Here is a 19,502-nt window from a genome sequence, read left to right on the forward strand (position 1 = left end):
TTTCCCTCTGCAATATAGAATTAAATTATGTCGTAAGTTTTTCAATGTATGTCACATTTCCAATATGGATACTAGAACAAGAGATTCTATTCGTGCAGCGTAGTTGAACGTTCAGTGGCTTCCTGTGAGCTATCTCAGTAATTCACCATAAATCCGCGCATTTCCCTACCTCTTTATCATGGGGCATATCCTAATTTTACAGGAATGCCCCATGTCCACCTCTTCCACCCTCAAACTCGCCCTGGAGCTGGCGGCCAAGGTCACCGGCCGCGAGGACCTGGCCGCGCTGGCGGGGCAGGTGGAGGAGCTGGGGCCCCTCTCGACCGAGACTGCCGCCGAGACCGAGCGCCTGGCGCAAACCCTGGAAACCCTGACTCAGCAGCAGGAGCTGATCAATCAGTTCGAGGCCAGCGGCCGCGCCCTGACCCAGCTCGAACAGGCCACGGCCCTTTCCCGTGGCCGCTTGGCCGAACTGCGCCGCGAGCAGCAGGGGGCGGCGGGTAGCGCTCGCCAGCTCACCGACCAGGAACGGCTGCTGGCCTCCGAGGTCAAGCAACTGGAGCGCCAACTTGTCGCCCAGGCTGCCAGCCATAGTCGCCTGCATGCAGGTCTCTCCCAAGCCGGGCTCGATACCCGCAACCTTGCCCAAGAACAAAACAGACTGCAGCGAGAGCTGCGGGGCAGCGCGGCCCAGACCGAACGGCTGGGGCGTTCCCTGGTGCAGGGAGCGCAAGGTGCTGGCGGCTTCCAGGGAGCCATCGGTAGCCTGACCGGCCGCCTGGTGGCCATGGCCGGTACCTGGTTCGGGATCCAGACCCTCACCACCCAACTGATGGCCATGTTCCAGACCGGCGATCAGGCCGAGCGGCTCAGTGTGCAGCTCAAGGCGGTGATGGGGTCGATTGCCGGCGGCAAAGAGGCGTCTGCCTGGATCCAGGACTTCGCCAAGAACACCCCGCTGCAGCTTGACGAGGTGACCCAGGTCTTCGTGCGCCTGAAAGCCTTTGGCATCGACCCCATGAATGGCGCCATGCAGGGCATCGTCGATCAGGCCTACAAGCTCGGTGGCGGCTTCGAGGAGGTGCAGGGTATCTCCCTGGCGCTGGGCCAAGCCTGGGCCAAGCAGAAGCTGCAGGGCGAAGAGATCCTGCAGCTTATCGAGCGCGGTGTGCCGGTGTGGCAACTGCTGGAGCAGGTCACCGGCAAGAATACCGCCGAACTGCAGAAGCTCTCGGAAGCGGGAAAACTCGGCCGGGACACCATCCAGGCCCTGATGAACGAGATCGCCGCCCAGTCGAGCGGGGCAGCGGCCAACAACATGAGCCTGCTCTCGGGGCTTATCTCCAACGCCCAGGACAACCTGGCCAAGTTCTACCGCATGGTGGCAGAGAACGGGGCGCTGACCTGGCTCAAGAACCAGCTGGCCAGCCTCAACCGTGAATTCGACCAGATGGCTCAGGATGGCCGTCTGCAGGCGTGGGCCCAGCGTCTCTCCGACGGCATCGTCGGGCTTGGGGAGTCCATCAAGAGTTTCATCCAGACCGTCTATGCCTGGCGGGATGCCCTGCTGGTGATGGCACAGGCCTGGTATGGCCTGAAAATCGCGGGCTGGATTGCCGATCTGCGCGGCCTTTATGGCCAGTTTGTCGCGCTGCCAGTGGCTACGGCGACCGCCGCCGGCGGCATGACCACGGCAGGGACGGCAGCCGCTGGTGCTGCCATCGGTGTGCGGGCGCTGGGCATGGCCATCAGGGCTGTGCTGGCTGCCGTGACGGTGGAATCCATCATCCAGATTACCCAGTTCGCCAACGCATTGCGCCAGCTGGTGCAGGCCGAGCTGGCGCTGCGAGAGGCGCAGGCCCAGCGCTCGCAAACCCAGGCCCAGCTCAATGGCCAGTTGGCGGCCCTCTCTGCCGAGCTGGGGTTGGCCATCACCAGCATGGCAGACCTCGATCGCCTGGTCGCCGAGGGCAAGGTGCATTACGACGAGGCGACCGGCAGTTGGCGAGCGGGGGCCGCCGCCGTCCAGGCGCTCGGTACCGAGGCCAAGCAGACCCGCGACTACCTGGATGAGATCAACGCCGTCGCCAGGAAAACGGCGGCAGAGCTCCCCGCCACGCTGGGCAAGGCAGCCCAGACCCTGGGGCTGGACTTCGAGCGGGCCAATGGCCGCATCGGCGAGAGCTTCAAGGAGACCCTCGGCGCCCTGGATACCCTGGTGCAGCACAGTGGCTCCAGTTCGGCGGCCTGTGAGGAGTACCTGGCGGCCGCATTCAACCAGGCGAAGAACAAGGCCGAGATCGATGCGGTGATCGAGCGCATGCAGGCGATGGCCAAGCAGGGCCAGCTCACCGGGGATGGCATCACCCGCTCGATGGCCATCGCTGCCGACGCCATGAGCAAGGTCAAGGGGGGCAGCGGCGATGCCAAACAGGCGGTGGCGGCGATCGGCGATGGCTTCGACACGGCAGCCGCCAAGGCCAAGAGTGCCACCGATGCCATGCGCTCCGGCCTTCGCGGCGTGCAGAAAGAGGCAGAGCAGACCGGTAATGCCGTGGCCTCGGCAGGTGGTGGGGGCGGTGCCGGTGGGGGCCGAGGGGACGTCACTCGCACCGTGGGCGCCGGCTCGTTCTTCTACAAGACCGTGGACATCAACAACCTGCGGGGCAATGCCGATGCCCTGGCCAACACCCTCGCGGGCGTGGAAGAGGAGCTGGCCCGCTACAGCCAGAAGGTCAGGGACATCCCTGCCTATAGCGAGTGGAGCAAATGGTACGCAGAGAAGTTCCAGAAGGAGATGGAGGCCATGCGCACCAAGCTCCAGCAGGAACTGAGCAAAGCCCAGGCCAAGGAAGCAGAGAAGGCGCAGACCACCACCTCGGCCACCAGTCAAGCCGGGCCATCTTCCCAAACCTCTTTCAGCCAGGGGCAGCCCCAGCGGATCATCATCGAACTGAGATCAGGCTCCGCCCGGGCCGAAGTTCAGGCCGATGAGGCCAATGCTGCCGCCTTTATCAACCTCCTTAAACAGCAAGGATTGCGCTCATGAACGTCACCTTAAACGGGCTGTTCCTGCCCGATGATCTCGTTTGGCGCGACGAGTTCGATTGGTCGCCCGTCGAGCAGGTTGTCACGCCGACGCTCTCTGGCGCTCTCCTGGTCGAGGAAACGGCCACGCCGGAGGGACGCCCTATCACCCTGGTGGGCCATGCCCCCCGCGCCACGGTGCTCTTGCTTAAAGCGCTGGAGGCGCAGGTGGCCCAGCTGATGACCCTCACTTTGCTCGATGGGCTGCAGCGGGAGGTGGTCTGGCGGCGGCCTGGTGTCGTGGCCACCCCCGTGATCGAGATGGCTGACCCCGAGGCGGGTGAGCCCTATGCCCTGACTCTTAACTTCACCGAGGTGATCAGATGACCATTCATTCCGGCGACATCAAACTGATGGCCAGTCAGCGGTTGACTGACACCACGGACGGCGGCGGCCGCATCACTGGGCAGGAGATCGTGAGCGGCGAGCACAATGGCCTGTTTCAGGACATCAGCGATCTCGACCGCACTTACGGGGTGGTCAGCATGCGCAAGGCGTTTCTGGCGGTGCAGACGGATGACACGGACACCTATAGGGGTGCCCATATCATCGTGCAGGTGCCCCCGGCTGACCCGAACGTGGGGCTATGCCTCATCAACACCCGGGATCATCACGACACCCGCGCCAATGCCCGCGACGTGCTGGAGCGCTATCTGGCCCGTGGTCCCAAGTGGCGCGGCTTCCTGTACGACACCCAGCTCGAAGGCCAGCGGGCGATCCGCTTCTTCCAGCGCGTCGAAGTGCGCCTGCCGGAAGTGGGGGAGACTCTGGTGCTGGTCGGCAACGAGGGCAAGGCGGGGGAGTTCGAGCAGTACGTGCGGGTGCTGGAAGTCACCCAGCAGCTGGCCAAGTTCCAGGTGCCCAACGTGCCCGAGTTCACGCGCAACGTGGTGACCTGCAAGCTGGCGGACCCGCTGCGTTACACCTTCGAGGGGGAGCAGCCGACCCCCTATGATGTGGTGACCAACGTCAAAACCGCCCTGCGGGAAACCGTGGTGGCCGATGCCGCCAACTACTTCGCCACCACCAAGCTGGCGGAGGCGGTGAACCTGGGCGCCATGCAGGTGCGGGCCAAGACGATCTTTACCCAGATCGTGCCGTCTGCCCGCACCGAGACCCCAGCGGTGGATCTGACAGCAGCTGGCGAAATGGCCAGCCTGGTGGATTCGGGCAAGGGCCTGGTCAGCTTCTCGACCGTGGTCAGCATTGCCCCCAGCCGGGGCCTGTTCCTCGGCACGGGCGTGAAACCCGGCACCCTGACCATCACCATCGGTGCGGCCGTCATCACCGACAAGGGGGGTGAGCTGGTTGTGGCCGGGTCCGTGGTGGGTGCTATCGACTATGGCCGTGGTCAGCTGGAGTTCAACGCCCAGTGCCCGAACTACGGGGCCGCCAGCAAAACCATCAGCTTCTGGCCAGCGTCTCGCCCGTCCCGTATCGCTGACACGGCCAGGATCGACATCAAGGCCAACAACCGGGGCTATGCCTACACCATCACCCTGCTGCCGACTCCGGCACCGGGCACCCTCACGGTGTCGTTTATGGCGCAGGGGAAATGGTACGACTTGAAGGACAACGGGCGCGGCGAGCTGTTCGGCGCGGATCGCTCGTTCGGCACCGGGATCGTCAACCTGGCCACCGGGTCGGTCATGCTGACCCTGGGGGCCCTGCCGGACGTGGACACCGCGATCCTGTTCAGCTGGGCGACCCCGGTCAACTACACCAACCGCAGCAACCAGCCCATCAGCATCAGCAAATCGGCATGGCAACTGCCCCACACCGGGATCACCCCCAAGAGCGTGATCCTGACCTGGGGCAGCGGCCAAACGGCCAACGATGCGGTGGGGGACGGGCGCCTGCGCGGCGACATCACCGGCACCATCAACTATGCCGAGGGGGTGATCATCCTCGATCACATCACCCTGCCGGCGCTGGGCCAGGAGTACATCGCCCAGTACCAGTACGGTGAGCCTGTGACCGAGCGCCACGTTGAACCGGGGCGCCTGAGTACCCCCGGCCAGGTGGGGCACCTCTCCATCACCCTGGACGGGGCAGGTGGCGGGGCCACCAACCTGACCCCCGGGTCGGTGCATGTCAAATTCAACGCGCTCTATCACAAGTTCGATGTGGACGATCAGGAGCTGGTGATCCAGACCCGCGACCCGGTGATCACCCTGCTGGATGACGGCCAGGGCAACCTCAAGGACGCCAGCGGCAACACCCTGGGGGCCATCAACTACGCCGCCGGCACTCTGCATTTCATGCCGGATGGCAGTGCCCCCTTGCCCAAGCCGACCTATGCCTGGGTGACCGTGGGCACCAAATGGGTGGGCAACAACCAGGTGGCGGTGCAGCGCTGGACCATGACCGGAATCGAGTACCACAACACGGCGTACACCTTCCCCGATGGCGAGGGGGGCTGGGTCGAAGTGACCTACCGCAACAACAACAGTGCGCTGGCGCAAAACGCCACCCTGACCGCCCAGGCGCTGCGCATTGATGTCACCCCCGGGTTTGCGGAGGCCATTCTGGAAGGGTCGCTGCGCTTCACCCTGGGGGGGGCGGTCTATGTAGACCGCCAAGGCCTGCTCTACCGCAACCCGGACCCGGAGACGGGATCCGGTATCCAGGCAGGGACCATCGACTACTCGAACGGGTTGGCGGTGCTGTCTGACTGGGCGGCCGGGCAGACGGCTCAGCCGTCGCTGCAGTCCCTGGCCACATCGTTCAGCGCCCAGTCGGTGGATGAGGTGACCTTCCGCACCCCGGGGGCCCCGGTGGCGCCGGGTAGCCTCTACATCAGCGCCAACACCGCGAGCGGGCGGCGCATTGAGGCCACGGCGGACGGGGACGGCTATTTCACCACCACCGACATGGATGGCCGGGTGAACTACCAGACCGGGGTGGTGACGGTGCGCTTTGGTCGGTTCGTCACCGCTGCGGGCAACGAGAGCCAGCCCTGGTATGACGTTGACCAGGTGGGGCTGGACGGCAAGATCTGGCGGCCCATCAGCGTGGTGGCCGACACCATCCTGTTCAACTGTGTGGTGTTCAGCTATCTGCCGCTGGATGCCGACATCATCGGGCTGGATCCGGTGCGTCTGCCGTCCGATGGCCGGGTGCCCTTCATCCGCAAGGGGACCACGGTGGTGGTTCACAGCACCCGCAAGTCGGCGTTCCCGCTGGGGGTCAGTGCCGGGCAGCAGCTCAGCACCGGCCGCACCCGCCTGGCGCATGCCCATGTGGAGGACAAGAACGGCAAGGCGCTGGCGACCACCCTCTACAGCGCCAACCTGGATAGCGGCGTGGTGACGCTCGGCACCCCATTAGACCTGACCGGCTATGTCGAACCCCTCTATGCCGTGCATCGCATCGAGGACATGAGCCTGGTCAGCGACGTGGAGATCTCGGGCCGCCTGCTGCTGACCAAGGCGCTGTCCCATGCCTATGACCCGGCAGATACCTATGTCTCCAGCGCCCTCATCATCGGCGACCTGTGGGCCAGGTATACCAACCTGTTCGATCAGAAGGCGTGGACCAATGTCTGGTCTGATTACCTCATCGGCGACCAGTCCACCGCGCAGTACAACGACACGGTTTACCCGCTTCAGGTCACCAACCGGGGCGCCCTGCAGGAGCGCTGGGCGGTGATCTTCACCTCCAGCACCACCTTTGTGCTGGTTGGGGAGCATGTGGGCCAGATCGCGGTGGGGGATGTGAACACCGACTTGGCCCCCATCAACCCCAACAACGGCCAGCCCTATTTCCTGCTGGACAAGCGGGGCTGGGGGTCAGGCTGGGCGAGTGGCAACGTGCTGCGTTTCACCACCCAGGCAGCCGGCGCCCCCTTCTGGCCGATCCGTACCGTGTTGCAGTCGGTGGCGTCACAGGATACCGACAAGTTTGAGCTGGCCCTGCGCGGCAACATCAACACCCCATAAGGGACCAACCAGGTGGGGCAATCTGCCCCACCCCATAGGAGATCATCATGGCGTTTCCGGTGAAATGGTTTGCGAGTCAGATGCAGGGAGCCCCGAGCCTGGGGGACACCACCGCCGGGGCCCTGACGGCCCTGCTCAAGGCGGTGCTGGTGACCGGGTTCGGCAACCTCACGATCAATGCCCTGGTGTGGGATGCCGCCGAAGGGGCCGCCAAGGCCACGTTTTCCAGCGGGCACGCCTACCTCAAAGACTCGGTGATCGAGGTGAGCGGGGCGAGCCCGGCCGCCTACAACGGCGAGCATCGAGTGAAGAAGGTGAGCAGCACCGAAGTCTGGTTCGAGCTGGACGGCGGCAACCCGGGCAGTGCCGGCAGCGGCACCATGTCGATGAAGGTGGCACCCCTCGGCTGGACCCTGACCCATGAGAGTGGTGACGGCCAGGTGGCCATCTATCGCCCCACCAATGTCAGCGAGTCGGGCAACGTTTCCTTGCGCATCGACAACACCGCATTCAGCGGCTGGACCGGTGCAGCCAACGCCTATTTGGCGAAGGTGGCCATGGTCGAGGATGTGGTGGACATCAACACCTTCACCACCATTTACGAGCACCGCTGGCCTGCCACGGGGCGCTATAGCGACAAGCGTTGGGATCTTATCGGTGATCCCCAGCTGTTCTATTTTCTGCCCGCCTATGGCGCCTCGAACTACCAGCATTTCTACCTCTTCGGCTATTTGAAGTCGGTCAGGCCAGGGGATCGCTATCATGCTGTCATAGCCCATTATCCCAGCCTGCTGGCGACAGAAACGGCCAGAAACTGGGCTCAAGGCGCGGGGGCATCCAACAGCAACTATGGCAACCAGTTCCTCAACTTTGATGTGTCTCTCTATCGCAAAATGGCGCGGCCATATAGCCAACTGTTTGGCTCTGCTGACTGGTGGCTGAAAGGCATCTTTTCCCGGTTTGGCACCGGCATGAATACCCCCAACGGCCCGGATAACGGTTTTTACATGAGCACCGATCCCATCATGCTCTTTGAAACAGGGTCTAACCTGCGTGGCTTCATGCCGGGCCTGATTGTGCCCTATGGCACCATCGCGGGCTGGGATCGCAAGAATTTCGCTGACTTGCCCGCCGTGCCCGGGAAAATTGTGCGCTTTATCCAGTCGTGCTATTCGGAGACACAATCCACCGCCGGGCTGGTCACATTGGTGGCGTTTGATCTGACCGGACCGTGGAGGTAAGCATGGCCACACTCTCTGATCTCATTCAGGCCACCGCTGGTTTGCTTGCTTACTGGCCGTTGAACAGTAACGGCAATGATCTCAGTGGTAATAACCGTCATCTCACCCCGGTCGGTTCGGTGAGTTTTTTAGCCCCACCGATGACGACACAACTGGTGCCATCGGTTCTGACGCCCCCATTTAGTGGGTCACTGCGGATTGCCCAGGACAGCTTGCCGAAGATCAAGGCCGTTGAGGGGATATTCAGACTGGATGGCGAAAAAGGAAATGGCACATACAGCACCGCCATCGGTGTGAATCAGCCCCTTACAGGGAACGCGGGCCGATACATGCTGCTCTATCAAGACAACCTGGGTGTGTGCAGTTACCAGAATATGACCAACCCATCGGTGCCTGTCAGTTACCCCTCGCTGACCAACTTCTGGGAAAACCTATCAGTCGGCAATCATCACTATGTCGTGCAGCTCAATGAGGCGGGCACGGCGACCTATGTTTACATCGACGGCGTGAAAGACTCGGCAATGACGGTGCCGTTCGATGTGTTCTCTCAAACAGCCGGCAAATACCTGACGGTGGGGGCCTATTACTACAACGCCGTAAATAACGGCTCTTGCCAGACCTGTGATGTCGCCATCTATGGTCGGCCCCTGACACAAGAGGAGATCACCGCTCGCCAGCCCTTTCGGTTGGGTGACCCGATGATCAAGACCGCCGCGCTCAATGCCGTTCCCGCCAACCAGGAGCCCCGCAGCCAGTTCGAGCCGCAGGATGTAGAGTGGCGTGGCAGTCCAGGGGCAGTCTATGCCGGCCCCATGTCTGCCGTGTCGGTGACGGCGGCGCCGCTTTGCCAGGGGCGGGATCAGAACTGGATCAGGGATGGCGAACAAGGCGCCGAGCAGGGTTACATCGAGAGCACAGTCACCATCAACGGGGAGGGGGTGAGACGCCGGGTGCTGTGCTTTGAACAGGCGGGGAACCTCATCGGCGAGACCTACAGCCGGGAAAGCGATGGCAAGTACCGGTTCGATCTGCTGTGGCTGAACCGCCGTTACATGCTGGTCGCCCAGGACGATCCGGCGTTCGGCCCGGCCGATTACAACGCCGTGGCGGCCGACTACCAGCTCCCCACCCCCTACGCCCCCGGGGAGGGGGTCGGCCTGTCAGGAGGTTGATATGTTCACCTACTCCGATACGTTGCGCACCGCTCGCGCCAATCTGCTGGCCACGGCCATCGACTCAGGCAGTGCTGGGCCGGCGACCCTCACCATTTACACCGGGCCACGGCCCGCCCCGGGGGCCGCCGTCACCAGTCAGGTGCTGCTGGTCGCCATGCAGTTTACCCACCCCTGCGCCCAGAGCGTGACGGGCGGGGTGCTGACCCTCAAGCCGCTTGCCGAGAAGATGGTCACCGGTAACGGAGTCCAGACGTGGGGGCGGTTGGCCAACCGCGATGGGGTCTTTATCGCAGACCTGGATGTGGGGCCACCGGGCAGCGGGGCCGACATCGAGATCCCGGCGAACGAGCTGTATGCGGGCGCCATGGTGCGCATCAACAATGCCACCTTCACCGAACCCTAACCGCTCTGCGTGAGCCAAGAGGTCAGCATGGCCAGAACCGACGCCCGCCTGGCGCTGCAGAAGGCCCGCAAGTCGTCCGCTGCCCTGGAGCTGAACCCGGCCATGGTGGTGCGCTATGTGGCCGTGCTGCAGGGCACCTGTCTGCCGCCCACCTTCGCCAGCTCCCCCGGGCTGGTGCTGCCTGCCGTCTTGCAGGGGCAGGGGCAGGCACCGCTGACAGATGTCACGATCACGCCCATCCATCCGGCTACCCTGGCCAGCACGGCCCCTGCCACGGTCACGGACATCACCGCCAGCGTGGTGATCGATGCAACGCTGACCGTGACGGCGCGGGCCGCGCTCTACCAGATTGAGGCGGGCTATGACATCAACGTGTTTCGGGGGCCGAGCCACACCAGCCAGGGTCAGTGGCAGCAAGCCCAGGATGTAGTGGCCAGCGTCATCAGCCACTGGGAGCGCCCCGGGGTGGCCCAGGCGCACCATCAGCAGTCCTGGCAAAAGGGCACGGCGCTGGAGAGCACTCTGGTAGGTGTCGTGGCCCAGATGCCGCGCTGCGATAACCTGGTGCAGGATCGCTTTGAAGAAGGCCCGGCACTGGGCACGACCCACGGCACCGGCTTTACCAGCCTGCCGCGCTGCGATGTCACTCCGCGCTCGCCGTGGCGTGAGGCCACCAGGGCGGGGGGCTGGCAGGTGAGCGGTTATCGTGACCTGCCGCGCCTGGACAACGAACACCCGGGCGGCTGGTCCCAGGGTATCGGGCTGGGGTTCACCCTGACCGGCCAGCGCTGGCAGTGGGGTCTGCCCCTTCGCAAAAGCTGGCGGGATGGGTGGGACGAGGCGATACAGCCCCCCTGGGGCATCACGCCGCCCCCCAAGCCCCCCATCACCCCGGAGCGCCCGGACAAGCGCAGCCGCAAGCTGGCGTTCGGCCGCCCCCGGGGGGATGCCTCTCTTGAGTTTGTCTGGTTCGGACAAGCCCACATCGTTATTCCAACCCGGAGGGTTTACCTGGTGAGCAACGCAGCAAGCATTGTGCGGGTCAGGGACGGGCTTGACATTCCCGCCACCTCGCTGAGCATCGAGCTCGACACCGACTCCTGGGCCTGGCAGTTCACGGCCCAGATCCCCCGCATCGCGGCAGCCGAGATGACGGACGAGGAGGAGGTAAGCATCTTCGTCAACGGCCAGCAGTGGGATTGCGTGTGCGATGGTTGGCAGTCAAGTCAGAGCTTTGCCCGTGAGTCGGCGACCCTCACCGGGCGATCTCGCACCGCCTATTTGTCACCGACCCATGTCTTACCCCAGGCAGTGAGCGAGATCGGTGCAGCGACCATGGCCCAGCTCGCAGAGGCGCTGCTACCGTTCGGGTGGACCCTGGACTGGCAGGCGCCGGATTGGCTGGTACCAGGCGGGTTTTTCAGCCTGGACAGTCAGACACCCATCGAGGCGATCAAGTACCTGGCCGAGGCGGCAGGTGGGTTCGTGTTGCCGCACCAGCGCGATCGGCACCTGGTCATCAAGCCGCGCTATCCGAGCGTGCCCTGGCAGCTCGATGGAGCGCTGGCCGACGTGGCCATCCCCCGAGCCATCATCACGACGCTGGGCAGCGACTTCCAGCCGGGGCAGCCGGCGAACGGCATCTATGTCAGCGGTGGCCATCAGGGCATCAACGCGCGGGTGCTGCGCCAAGGCACGGTAGGGGAGCGGCAAGCTCCGGCCATCACCCACCCGCTGGTGTGCGATGTGGTGGCGGCCCGCGCCCAGGGTGTGGTGGGCTTGGCCAAGACTATGCCGAAGCGCACCCAGACCATCCAGCTGCCGTTGTCTGCCGATACGGGGCTTATTCTGCCCGGGGCGTTGCTCGCGGTGGATGGCTGGAAGGGATACAACCGGGGCGTCAGGGTCTCTGCTGAGCTGCAGAACAAGGCCATGACGGTGCGCCAGCAACTGAGTGTGGAGCGATTTGTATGAACCTGTTCAAGCAGTTCCGGGAGCTGATACCCGGTGCCGACCCGTTGATGGTCGGTACCGTCACCGCAACGACGGGTACCAGTACCACGCTGGAGACCCAGGGCGGGGGCGTGGTGATCGTGCGAGGGGGAGGGGTGGCCATCGGCCAGAAGGCGTTTTATCAGGGAGGCGCCATCATTGGGCCCGCGCCTGATTTACCAACCTATGAAATCGAGGTTTAAACCCCTGTTAAGCGTCTTTCAAACTGGGTGATTCCTGATTCACCGAGTTTGATAAATGCAGCAGAGCTCTGTTTATCGTTTTACCCAGAAGATTTTTTCATTTTTCGCGGCGGGCTACAGGTGACGATGAGCGCCTTGCGATAGCCATGTCCCTGGATATCCGCTGCCGCCTCCTGCAGGCAGCCCGCACCCATCAGGTTGATTGCGGGAATGTAGAACTTGAATGTCGCCATGATGGACTCCGTATGATTAGCCATTAAGTGGTATTCGGGCGCCAACATAACAGCGTCGGAGGGGATGAGAAGGGGTCAATGGTATCTCGTTTGCAACTTTGTGGACTCGATCGCGCTCTTTGAATGGACGGTCGCTCAAGGCTTGACAAGGGATGGTAGTGCAAAAGGAACGTAAAAACGTTTTTCAAGAAATTCATCATCTTAGCAAACGTTTCGCGCCATTTTTGTCAGCTTTGAAGCGCAGAAGTGTGAGGCGCATCAAGGAATTGGAAAGCGCTTTCGACCATAGTTGGCGCCTCCCCGGATGAGGGGACACCGGCTTGAAAGTACCGTAAAGAATCACCTTAACTGCACTCGGCTGCCATGCGGCGGGGCGCAACCAGGAGTCCACTATGTCTGATGTATTTCACTTGGGTTTGAAAAAAGCGGATCTGCAAGGCGCCACCCTGGCGATCGTCCCCGGTGACCCCGAGCGCGTGAAGCGCATCGCAGAGCTGTTGGACAACCCGGTGCACCTGGCCAGCCATCGTGAATTCACCACCTGGCGCGGCGAGATGGACGGCAAGGCCGTGATCATCTGCTCCACCGGTATCGGTGGCCCGTCCACCTCCATCGCGGTGGAAGAGCTGGCCCAGCTGGGTATCCGTACCTTCCTGCGCATCGGCACCACCGGCGCCATCCAGCCGCACCTGAACGTGGGCGACGTGATCGTCACCACCGGCTCCGTGCGCCTCGACGGTGCCAGCCTGCACTTCGCGCCGATGGAGTTCCCGGCAGTGGCCGACTTTGACTGCACCACCGCCCTGGTGAACACCGCCAAGGAGCTGGGCTCCAAGCTGCATGTGGGCGTCACTGCTTCTTCTGACACCTTCTACCCGGGTCAGGAGCGTTACGACACCGTATCCGGTCGCGTGGTACAACGTTTCCAGGGTTCCATGAAAGAGTGGCAAGCCATGGGCGTGCTGAACTACGAGATGGAGTCCGCGACCCTGCTGACCATGTGTACCAGCCAGGGCCTGCGTGCGGGCATGGTGGCCGGTGTCATCGTGAACCGTACCCAGCAGGAAATCCCGAACGCCGAAACCATGGCGAAAACCGAATCTGATGCCATCAAGATCGTGCTGGGCGCCGCCCGCAAGCTGATCTGATAGCACCACACCGAGTGGGGGGTGGGGGCCGTTGCGAAAGCGCGGCCCCTATCTTTATCCGCCGTTTGCCCCTTTTGCCTTCCTGGCCCTGCTTTCCCCCTTCTTCGTTACCCCTGTTGCACCGTCATGGCCGCCAGTGCCTGCGCAAAGGGTGCCTCACAGCGGATCTGTACCGCTTCGCCGCTCACCGGGTGCACAAAACCGAGTTCACTGGCGTGCAGCATCAGTCTGGGGGCTCGTTCGCAGCCGGGCGGGAGCAGGCCGCCATAGAGATCGCATCCCAGGATGGGATGGCCCAGCCACTGGCTGTGGATGCGCAGTTGGTGGGTGCGCCCGGTTTCCGGTACCAGCCTGACCCGGGTCAATGGCACCGGCTGGCCTGCCCCCTCCAGGGTGAGCCACTCCATCACCCGATAGCGTGAGCGGGCGGGTTTGCCGCTGGCGGCGCAGATGCTCATCAGCGGGAACAGCGCCGGATCCTTGGCGATGGATGCGTCGATGACGCCCTCATCCACCGCCAGATGGCCGCAGAGCAGTGCCTCGTAAGCCTTGCTCACGGTGCGCTGGCTGAACTGGTGGCAGAGCAGGGCGTTGATGCTCTTGTTTTTGGCCACCACCATGACGCCCGAGGTGCCAAAGTCGAGGCGGTGCACCAGGGTGCAGCCGGGGTAATCCTGTACCAGCCGGTAATGGACCGAATCGAGGTTCTGCGGGTTCTTGCCCGAGAGGCTCAGCAGGCCGCTCGGCTTGTTGATGAGCAGCAGATGCGCATCCTCAAACAGGATCTCGATGGTGGCGGCGCAGGGCGGAGCAACAAAGGTGTCGATGATGGCGGACATGGGGCAACCGGACGATGAAGGGGGAGGGATCATACCCGAACGATGGCGGCGCGGCGAATCTGGGTGTCCGCTCCCAAGGCATATCGCCAAGTACTTGATCTCGTTGGTTGAGGCGTTTTGTGACTCCCTCCTGAGTTCATCTGGCCATCTCTTGCTAAGGTATGGCTCCCTGTCATGTTGTAAGGAGTCTGTCCATGGCGTTGCCCGTTATTCTCGATTGCGATCCCGGCCACGATGATGCCATCGCCCTCATTCTGGCGCTGGCGAGCCCCGAACTCAAGGTGCTGGCGGTCACCACCAGCGCGGGCAACCAGACCCCGGACAAGACCCTCAACAATGCCCTGCGTATCCTGACCCTGCTCGGCCGCGACGACATCCCGGTGGCGGCGGGGGCTGCCAAGCCCCTGGCCCGTGAGCTCATCATCGCCGACAACGTCCACGGCGAATCGGGGCTGGACGGCCCAGAGCTGCCGGATCCCGCCTTTGCTCCCCGGGCGATGAGCGCCCTTGAACTGATGGCAAGGTGTCTGCGCGAGAGCCCGGAGCCGGTCACCTTGGTGCCGACCGGGCCGCTCACCAACATTGCCCTCTTGCTGGCGGCCCACCCCGAGCTCAAGCAGAAGATCGCCCGCATCGTGCTGATGGGGGGCGCCGCCGGTGCGGGCAACTGGACCCCGGCGGCGGAATTCAATATTTATGTGGACCCCGAAGCGGCCGATATGGTCTTCAAGTCGGGGCTGCCCATCACCATGTGCGGGCTGGACGTGACCCACGAGGCCCAGGTGATGGACGAGGATATCGAGCGGGTACGCGCCATTCCCAACCCGGTGGCGCAGTGCGTGGCACAACTGCTCGACTTCTTCATGATCTATCATCGGGATCCCAAGTGGGGATTTGCTGGCGCGCCGCTCCATGACCCCTGTACCATCGCCTGGCTGCTGGCGCCCTCCCTGTTTCACGGGGTGGAGTGCCGGGTCGATATCGAAACCGGCGGGACCCATACCCTGGGGATGACGGTGGTGGATCGCTACGACCTGACCGGCAAACCGGCCAATGCCCTGGTGCTGCTGGGGCTCGACAGGGTCGGTTTCATCGAGTTGCTGGTGCAGCGACTGCGCTCATTTGGTTGACATCCTGGACATCGGATAAGGGGTTGGGAATGTGGAAAGGGACGTTGGCGCTGCTGACATGCATGCAACTGACGGGTTGCGCGACCCCGTTCGAGAAGATGTGGCAGGGGCTGGCGACCTGCGAGCTGGACACCCTTCATCTCGACATCGAGACCGGGCGCCCGGCCAATCCGCAGCTCGCCATGTATACCCCTGACAAGGTGAGCGAGGGCTTTGCCTGGTACAAGGTCCATCAGGAGCTGCACGGCCTGCCTATCGTCGGCTTCCTGGTGCCGGCCTCCACCTTCGAGGTACATGCCCTCTTCGTGGATACCCCCATCGCCAATGCCCGCAGGCTGACCCACAACGCCTATGGCAGCGAATTTTCCGACGAGAGGCTGCATGACGAGGGGATGGCCCCCCTGTTGCTGCGCGACCCCAACAATCCCAAGCGCTCCATCATCGACTGCACCAGGGGTGAGTCGGCGGAGCCGCTGCCGGAAGCGTCTTTCGGCGAAGGGGAGTGAGCCCGGGGGAGGGCAACGGGATATCAGGCCAGACAAGAAAGGGGCCAGCCGCAAGGCTGGCCCCTTCTCTATGGGAGCAGACCCGGGTCCGGGGTGTCAGGGATACCCCAGGGTCTGCCTGATGACGGGAAGCTGCGCGGCAATCCAGGCCGGATTGATGGGCCCCCAGTCACTGATGCGGTAGTGCCCCTGCAGATGGCGAGCCCCCTCGGTCTGCTCGAAGGCGCACTGGATGTCGAGCTCCGCCAGGGCGCTGAGGGTGTCCTGGGCGGTGCGGCGCGGCATGCCGGTCGCCTCCATGATGGCGGGCACGGTGTCCGTGCCCTGACTGATGAGGTGAGCCACGTAGAGCCGGCGATAGAAGCTGGTGCGGGTCTTGCTCGGCTCGCTCATATCTCGTCCTCGAGGCGATCGAAGTAGCGCCAGGTGGCGATGGCCGCCTTGCCCATCACCAGGGCCCAGACACCGAACCAGAACCAGCGGAAGAAGCTCCAGGTGGAGGCATCGGGCTCGGTGCTCGCGATCTTGGTGACGTTGGGGAACATGGAGAACATGTTCACGCGCCAGCCGTAGGAGGTGATGATGGCCAGGCGTTTTTCGAACTCCATGGACTTGGCTTTGGCCTGGACGTCGGCGGCGTTGAACTTGAAGTAGAAGGGCCAGCCCCATTCGGTGTCTTCATTGCGAAACACCCGGATCTTCTCGCCGGGGCGCTCGGTGTAGATGTAATAGACGTCGGTGGTGGGGCCGTCAGCCGGGTTCTTCTGGCTGATGGGGCCATCCTTGTCGGTGCGCTTCACCTCCACCCCGGTGATGGTGGCGATGGTGTGCTCCGGCAGATAGAAATCGAGCCAGAGTGCGGAGAGCAGGGCGATGAGGCCGAGCATGATAAAAGCGGGTTTCTTGAACTTCAGGCTCATGATGATCTCTCGATGAGGGGGAGTGACGTGCCTCTACCATACCCACATTTGCGAATGCAGCCCAGCCCCCAATGACACCTTGATGGCAAAAACCCGTTTTAAACAGGAGGCGTGAAGGGGGAGGGGCAAGTGCGGGGCCTGCGCCGGGCCCCGCGGTATCGAAGAGACCCTCTCGGGATCAGAGCTGGAACTGGGCGAGCTGCCTGCGCTGCTGCTCGGCGAGCTGTGACAGTTCGTGACTGGCGGCGGCACTCTGGCTGATGCCGGCGGCGTTCTGGTTCACGATCTCGTGGATGTTGGTGAGGTTGCGGCTGATGTCGGCGGTGACGCAGGATTGTTGTTCTGCCGCGGTCGCCACCTGGGCGTTGGCACCGTTGATCTGGTTGACCGCGTCCGTGATGCCCCCCAGCAAGGCCTGTACCTCGGCGGAGAGCTGCCGGTTGTGGCCGAGGATCTCCAGGGTCTGCTGCACGCCGCTGTTGGCGGAGAGGGACTGGCTCTGCAACTGCTCGATGATGGCCTGGATCTCCTTGGTGGAGTCCTGGGTACGGGCGGCCAGCAGGCGCACTTCGTCGGCCACCACCGCAAAGCCGCGGCCGCTTTCACCGGCGCGGGCCGCCTCGATGGCGGCGTTGAGGGCCAGCAGGTTGGTCTGCTCCGAAATGCTCTGAATGACTTCGATCACCTTGCCGATCTGCTCGGACTGGGACTTGAGCCTGGCCACCACAGTCGCGGCGTTCTCCAGACTGCCCGCCATGCGGCCGTTGGCCTCGATGCTTTCGGCAAACAGGGCCAGCCCCTGCTCGACCCGACTGTTGGCATCCCGGGCCAGCTCGTCGGCCAGGGCGGCGTTGTGGTTGACGTTGTCGGCGGTGCTGGCCAGCTCGGTGACGGCGGAGGCCACCTGTTCGGTCTCACCGCGCTGCTGCTGGGCGTTGACCTCTGCCTGGGTCATCACAGCGGCAAGCTCGGTGGCGGCGGAGGCCACATTGCCGCTGATGCCGGTCAGGGTCTGGATGGTGTTGGCAAGCTGGCTCAGGGTCCGGTTGATATCCCTGGCGAGCTGGCCCAGCTCGTTGTTGCCTTCGGCATTGGCACGCACATTGAAGCGGCCGAGGGCGACGGCGTGCATCACCTCCTGCAACTGGCCGATGGGCTGCACGATGCGCCCGGAGATCCACCAGCCACCCAGCAGGGCCGCGATCAGGGTGCCCCCCATCAGCAGCAGGGTGCGCAGCAGGGTCGCGCGGTAGTGGGCCTGCTCCTCGGCAATCTCAGTCTGGGTCAGCTGATTGATGTGGACGGACATGGCATCGATCTGCTTGATGAGCGCCTCCCCCAGATCGCGAAAGTGCAGGCGGGCCTGCTCATAGGCGGCGGGATCGCCACTGCCTTGGTACTTGGCGGTCAGCAGGGGCAGCATGCTGCTGCGGGTATGGCCGAGGTAGGCCTGCAGGGCGGCCGCGACCTGACGGTTGTCCTGCTCGGCTCCGGTGACAACCAGTCTGGTCAGGATGGCGCCAATCTCCTGTTCGGCGGCGGAGAGCTGGGCCGGCAACTGGGCGAAGAGGGCCTCATCGTACAGGCCGTAGATGGCGTTGGTGCGCAGCCGGTAGGTGGCGTGGATCAGGGCCGCGATGTCGTCCTTGTGGCGGGTAACGCTGGCGGTGGTTTCATTCATGTCCTGAATGGCACCGTCGATTTCCTGTTTGCTGATCACGGCCATCAGCAGCATCAACAGGCTGGCGAGCAGGAGAGGGATAAGCACTTGAAGACGAATGGACAGATTATTCAATGACATGAAAGATCCTAACCCGAAAGAGGAGTGAGGCGGCATCTTACACAGGCGCGACAATCCTTGTCACAGGGTTTTTAATGCTGAATTCTTGCTGAATGAAAAGGTTTTTCTTGTGTTAAAAGAGTGTGATAGGCAAGATCGTCTGCTTGTTACCCTGGAGGTGTAGTGTGTCCGACTGGATTGATCCCGCCATCTTGGCGCTCTTTATTCCCACGTTCTTTTTTGTCTCAGTAACCCCCGGTATGTGCATGACCCTGGCGATGACCCTGGGCATGAGTCTGGGGGTGCGCCGTACCCTGCACATGATGTGGGGGGAGCTTGTCGGCGTCGGCCTGGTCTCCGTGCTGTCGGTGGTCGGGGTGGCGGCAGTCATGCTCAACTACCCGGCCCTGTTCTCAGCATTCAAATATGTAGGTGGCGCCTACCTGGTCTGGCTTGGCATCCAGATGTGGCAGGCCAAGGGCAAGATGGCCATCCCGGCGGATCTCTCGGCGGGCCAGCAGACCAGCCCCATGGGACTGGCCGTGCAGGGGTTCGTGACCGCCATCGCCAACCCCAAGGGGTGGGCCTTCATGGTCTCCCTGCTGCCCCCCTTCATCAATGCGGCCAAGCCGATGGCACCCCAGATAGGGGCCCTGGTCGCACTCATCCTGGTCATCGAGTTCTCCTGCCTGATGCTCTATGCCAGCGGTGGCCGCACCTTGCGCCATTTCCTCGCCAAGAGCGGCAATGTCACTCTGATGAACCGGATCGCGGGCTCTCTCATGCTGTTTGTCGGGGTCTGGCTGGCCTTCGGCTAAACACCCGCTCAATCTGCCGCCCTATGTGACGCCATGGGGCACCTGAAGAGAGATCATGCAAAAAGGCCACCTCCCTGCCCGGGAGG

The 19,502-nt window shown here is 63.3% G+C and carries 17 protein-coding genes; 12 read left to right on the forward strand and 5 right to left on the reverse strand.

All coding sequences use genetic code 11. The annotated features are described in order from the left end of the window. Window positions 1-211: 211 nt before the first annotated feature. From AB5Y89_RS12730 to AB5Y89_RS12765, 8 genes are read left to right on the forward strand one after another with little or no spacing between them, the layout of a single operon-like run. Complete coding sequence (locus AB5Y89_RS12730) at window positions 212-3,049, forward strand: tape measure protein (protein ID WP_368223929.1); 2,838 nt, start codon at window positions 212-214, stop codon at window positions 3,047-3,049. Beyond that, window positions 3,046-3,414, forward strand: coding sequence for a hypothetical protein (locus AB5Y89_RS12735; RefSeq protein WP_368223931.1), 369 nt, complete (start codon window positions 3,046-3,048; stop codon window positions 3,412-3,414). Before AB5Y89_RS12730 ends, AB5Y89_RS12735 begins: the two co-directional genes overlap by 4 nt. Further along, window positions 3,411-7,028: a curculin (mannose-binding) lectin protein gene (locus AB5Y89_RS12740; RefSeq protein ID WP_368223933.1), complete on the forward strand. Its 3,618-nt coding sequence runs from the start codon at window positions 3,411-3,413 to the stop codon at window positions 7,026-7,028. Before AB5Y89_RS12735 ends, AB5Y89_RS12740 begins: the two co-directional genes overlap by 4 nt. Window positions 7,029-7,075: 47 nt before the next feature. After that, window positions 7,076-8,269 (forward strand): hypothetical protein, encoded by a 1,194-nt coding sequence (locus tag AB5Y89_RS12745; protein WP_368223935.1) that lies wholly within the window; start codon window positions 7,076-7,078, stop codon window positions 8,267-8,269. A 2-nt stretch (window positions 8,270-8,271) separates the two neighbouring features. Then, on the forward strand, window positions 8,272-9,441 hold the full coding sequence (locus AB5Y89_RS12750; protein ID WP_368223936.1) for a hypothetical protein: 1,170 nt from the start codon (window positions 8,272-8,274) through the stop codon (window positions 9,439-9,441). Between the two features lies 1 nt (window position 9,442). Beyond that, window positions 9,443-9,847 carry a hypothetical protein gene (locus AB5Y89_RS12755; RefSeq protein WP_239053225.1) on the forward strand — a complete coding sequence of 135 codons (405 nt, stop codon included), beginning with the start codon at window positions 9,443-9,445 and terminating at the stop codon, window positions 9,845-9,847. Window positions 9,848-9,874: 27 nt separating this feature from the next. Next, window positions 9,875-11,821 (forward strand): hypothetical protein, encoded by a 1,947-nt coding sequence (locus AB5Y89_RS12760; protein ID WP_368223938.1) that lies wholly within the window; start codon window positions 9,875-9,877, stop codon window positions 11,819-11,821. Then, the gene (locus AB5Y89_RS12765; RefSeq protein ID WP_368223939.1) at window positions 11,818-12,042 is read left to right on the forward strand and encodes a hypothetical protein; all 225 of its coding nucleotides are present in this window, start codon (window positions 11,818-11,820) and stop codon (window positions 12,040-12,042) included. Before AB5Y89_RS12760 ends, AB5Y89_RS12765 begins: the two co-directional genes overlap by 4 nt. Window positions 12,043-12,122: 80 nt before the next feature. Here AB5Y89_RS12765 and AB5Y89_RS12770 read toward each other — a convergent pair whose 3' ends face one another. Beyond that, window positions 12,123-12,275 carry a hypothetical protein gene (locus tag AB5Y89_RS12770; RefSeq protein WP_368223940.1) on the reverse strand — a complete coding sequence of 51 codons (153 nt, stop codon included), beginning with the start codon at window positions 12,273-12,275 and terminating at the stop codon, window positions 12,123-12,125. A 392-nt stretch (window positions 12,276-12,667) separates the two neighbouring features. Between AB5Y89_RS12770 and udp the strand changes: the two genes are divergently transcribed. Further along, complete coding sequence (udp, locus tag AB5Y89_RS12775; protein WP_010674037.1) at window positions 12,668-13,423, forward strand: uridine phosphorylase; 756 nt, start codon at window positions 12,668-12,670, stop codon at window positions 13,421-13,423. 107 nt (window positions 13,424-13,530) lie between these two features. Here the strand turns inward: udp and AB5Y89_RS12780 are convergent, their stop codons facing one another. Further along, window positions 13,531-14,295: an RluA family pseudouridine synthase gene (locus tag AB5Y89_RS12780; protein ID WP_368211688.1), complete on the reverse strand. Its 765-nt coding sequence runs from the start codon at window positions 14,293-14,295 to the stop codon at window positions 13,531-13,533. Between the two features lie 161 nt (window positions 14,296-14,456). Here AB5Y89_RS12780 and rihA point away from each other — a divergent pair, with 161 nt between their 5' ends. Then, a complete protein-coding gene (rihA, locus tag AB5Y89_RS12785; RefSeq protein WP_010674039.1) occupies window positions 14,457-15,392 on the forward strand; it encodes a pyrimidine-specific ribonucleoside hydrolase RihA in 936 nt (311 codons plus the stop codon). A 29-nt stretch (window positions 15,393-15,421) separates the two neighbouring features. After that, window positions 15,422-15,898, forward strand: a complete 477-nt coding sequence (locus AB5Y89_RS12790; protein ID WP_045525252.1) for a hypothetical protein — start codon at window positions 15,422-15,424, stop codon at window positions 15,896-15,898. A gap of 96 nt (window positions 15,899-15,994) precedes the next feature. Here AB5Y89_RS12790 and AB5Y89_RS12795 read toward each other — a convergent pair whose 3' ends face one another. The 3 genes from AB5Y89_RS12795 to AB5Y89_RS12805 all read right to left on the reverse strand — a co-directional run bounded on the left by AB5Y89_RS12795 (window position 15,995) and on the right by AB5Y89_RS12805 (window position 18,619). Beyond that, window positions 15,995-16,291: a helix-turn-helix domain-containing protein gene (locus AB5Y89_RS12795; protein ID WP_039039881.1), complete on the reverse strand. Its 297-nt coding sequence runs from the start codon at window positions 16,289-16,291 to the stop codon at window positions 15,995-15,997. Beyond that, window positions 16,288-16,818 carry a DUF1523 family protein gene (locus AB5Y89_RS12800; RefSeq protein ID WP_010674042.1) on the reverse strand — a complete coding sequence of 177 codons (531 nt, stop codon included), beginning with the start codon at window positions 16,816-16,818 and terminating at the stop codon, window positions 16,288-16,290. Before AB5Y89_RS12800 ends, AB5Y89_RS12795 begins: the two co-directional genes overlap by 4 nt. A gap of 178 nt (window positions 16,819-16,996) precedes the next feature. Continuing rightward, window positions 16,997-18,619 (reverse strand): methyl-accepting chemotaxis protein, encoded by a 1,623-nt coding sequence (locus AB5Y89_RS12805; RefSeq protein WP_041215567.1) that lies wholly within the window; start codon window positions 18,617-18,619, stop codon window positions 16,997-16,999. A gap of 164 nt (window positions 18,620-18,783) precedes the next feature. Here AB5Y89_RS12805 and AB5Y89_RS12810 point away from each other — a divergent pair, with 164 nt between their 5' ends. Further along, window positions 18,784-19,416, forward strand: a complete 633-nt coding sequence (locus AB5Y89_RS12810; protein ID WP_039039878.1) for a LysE family translocator — start codon at window positions 18,784-18,786, stop codon at window positions 19,414-19,416. Window positions 19,417-19,502 lie beyond the last annotated feature (86 nt).

This window comes from Aeromonas sp. s4 (assembly GCF_040907855.1).
Lineage (GTDB): Bacteria > Pseudomonadota > Gammaproteobacteria > Enterobacterales > Aeromonadaceae > Aeromonas > Aeromonas caviae.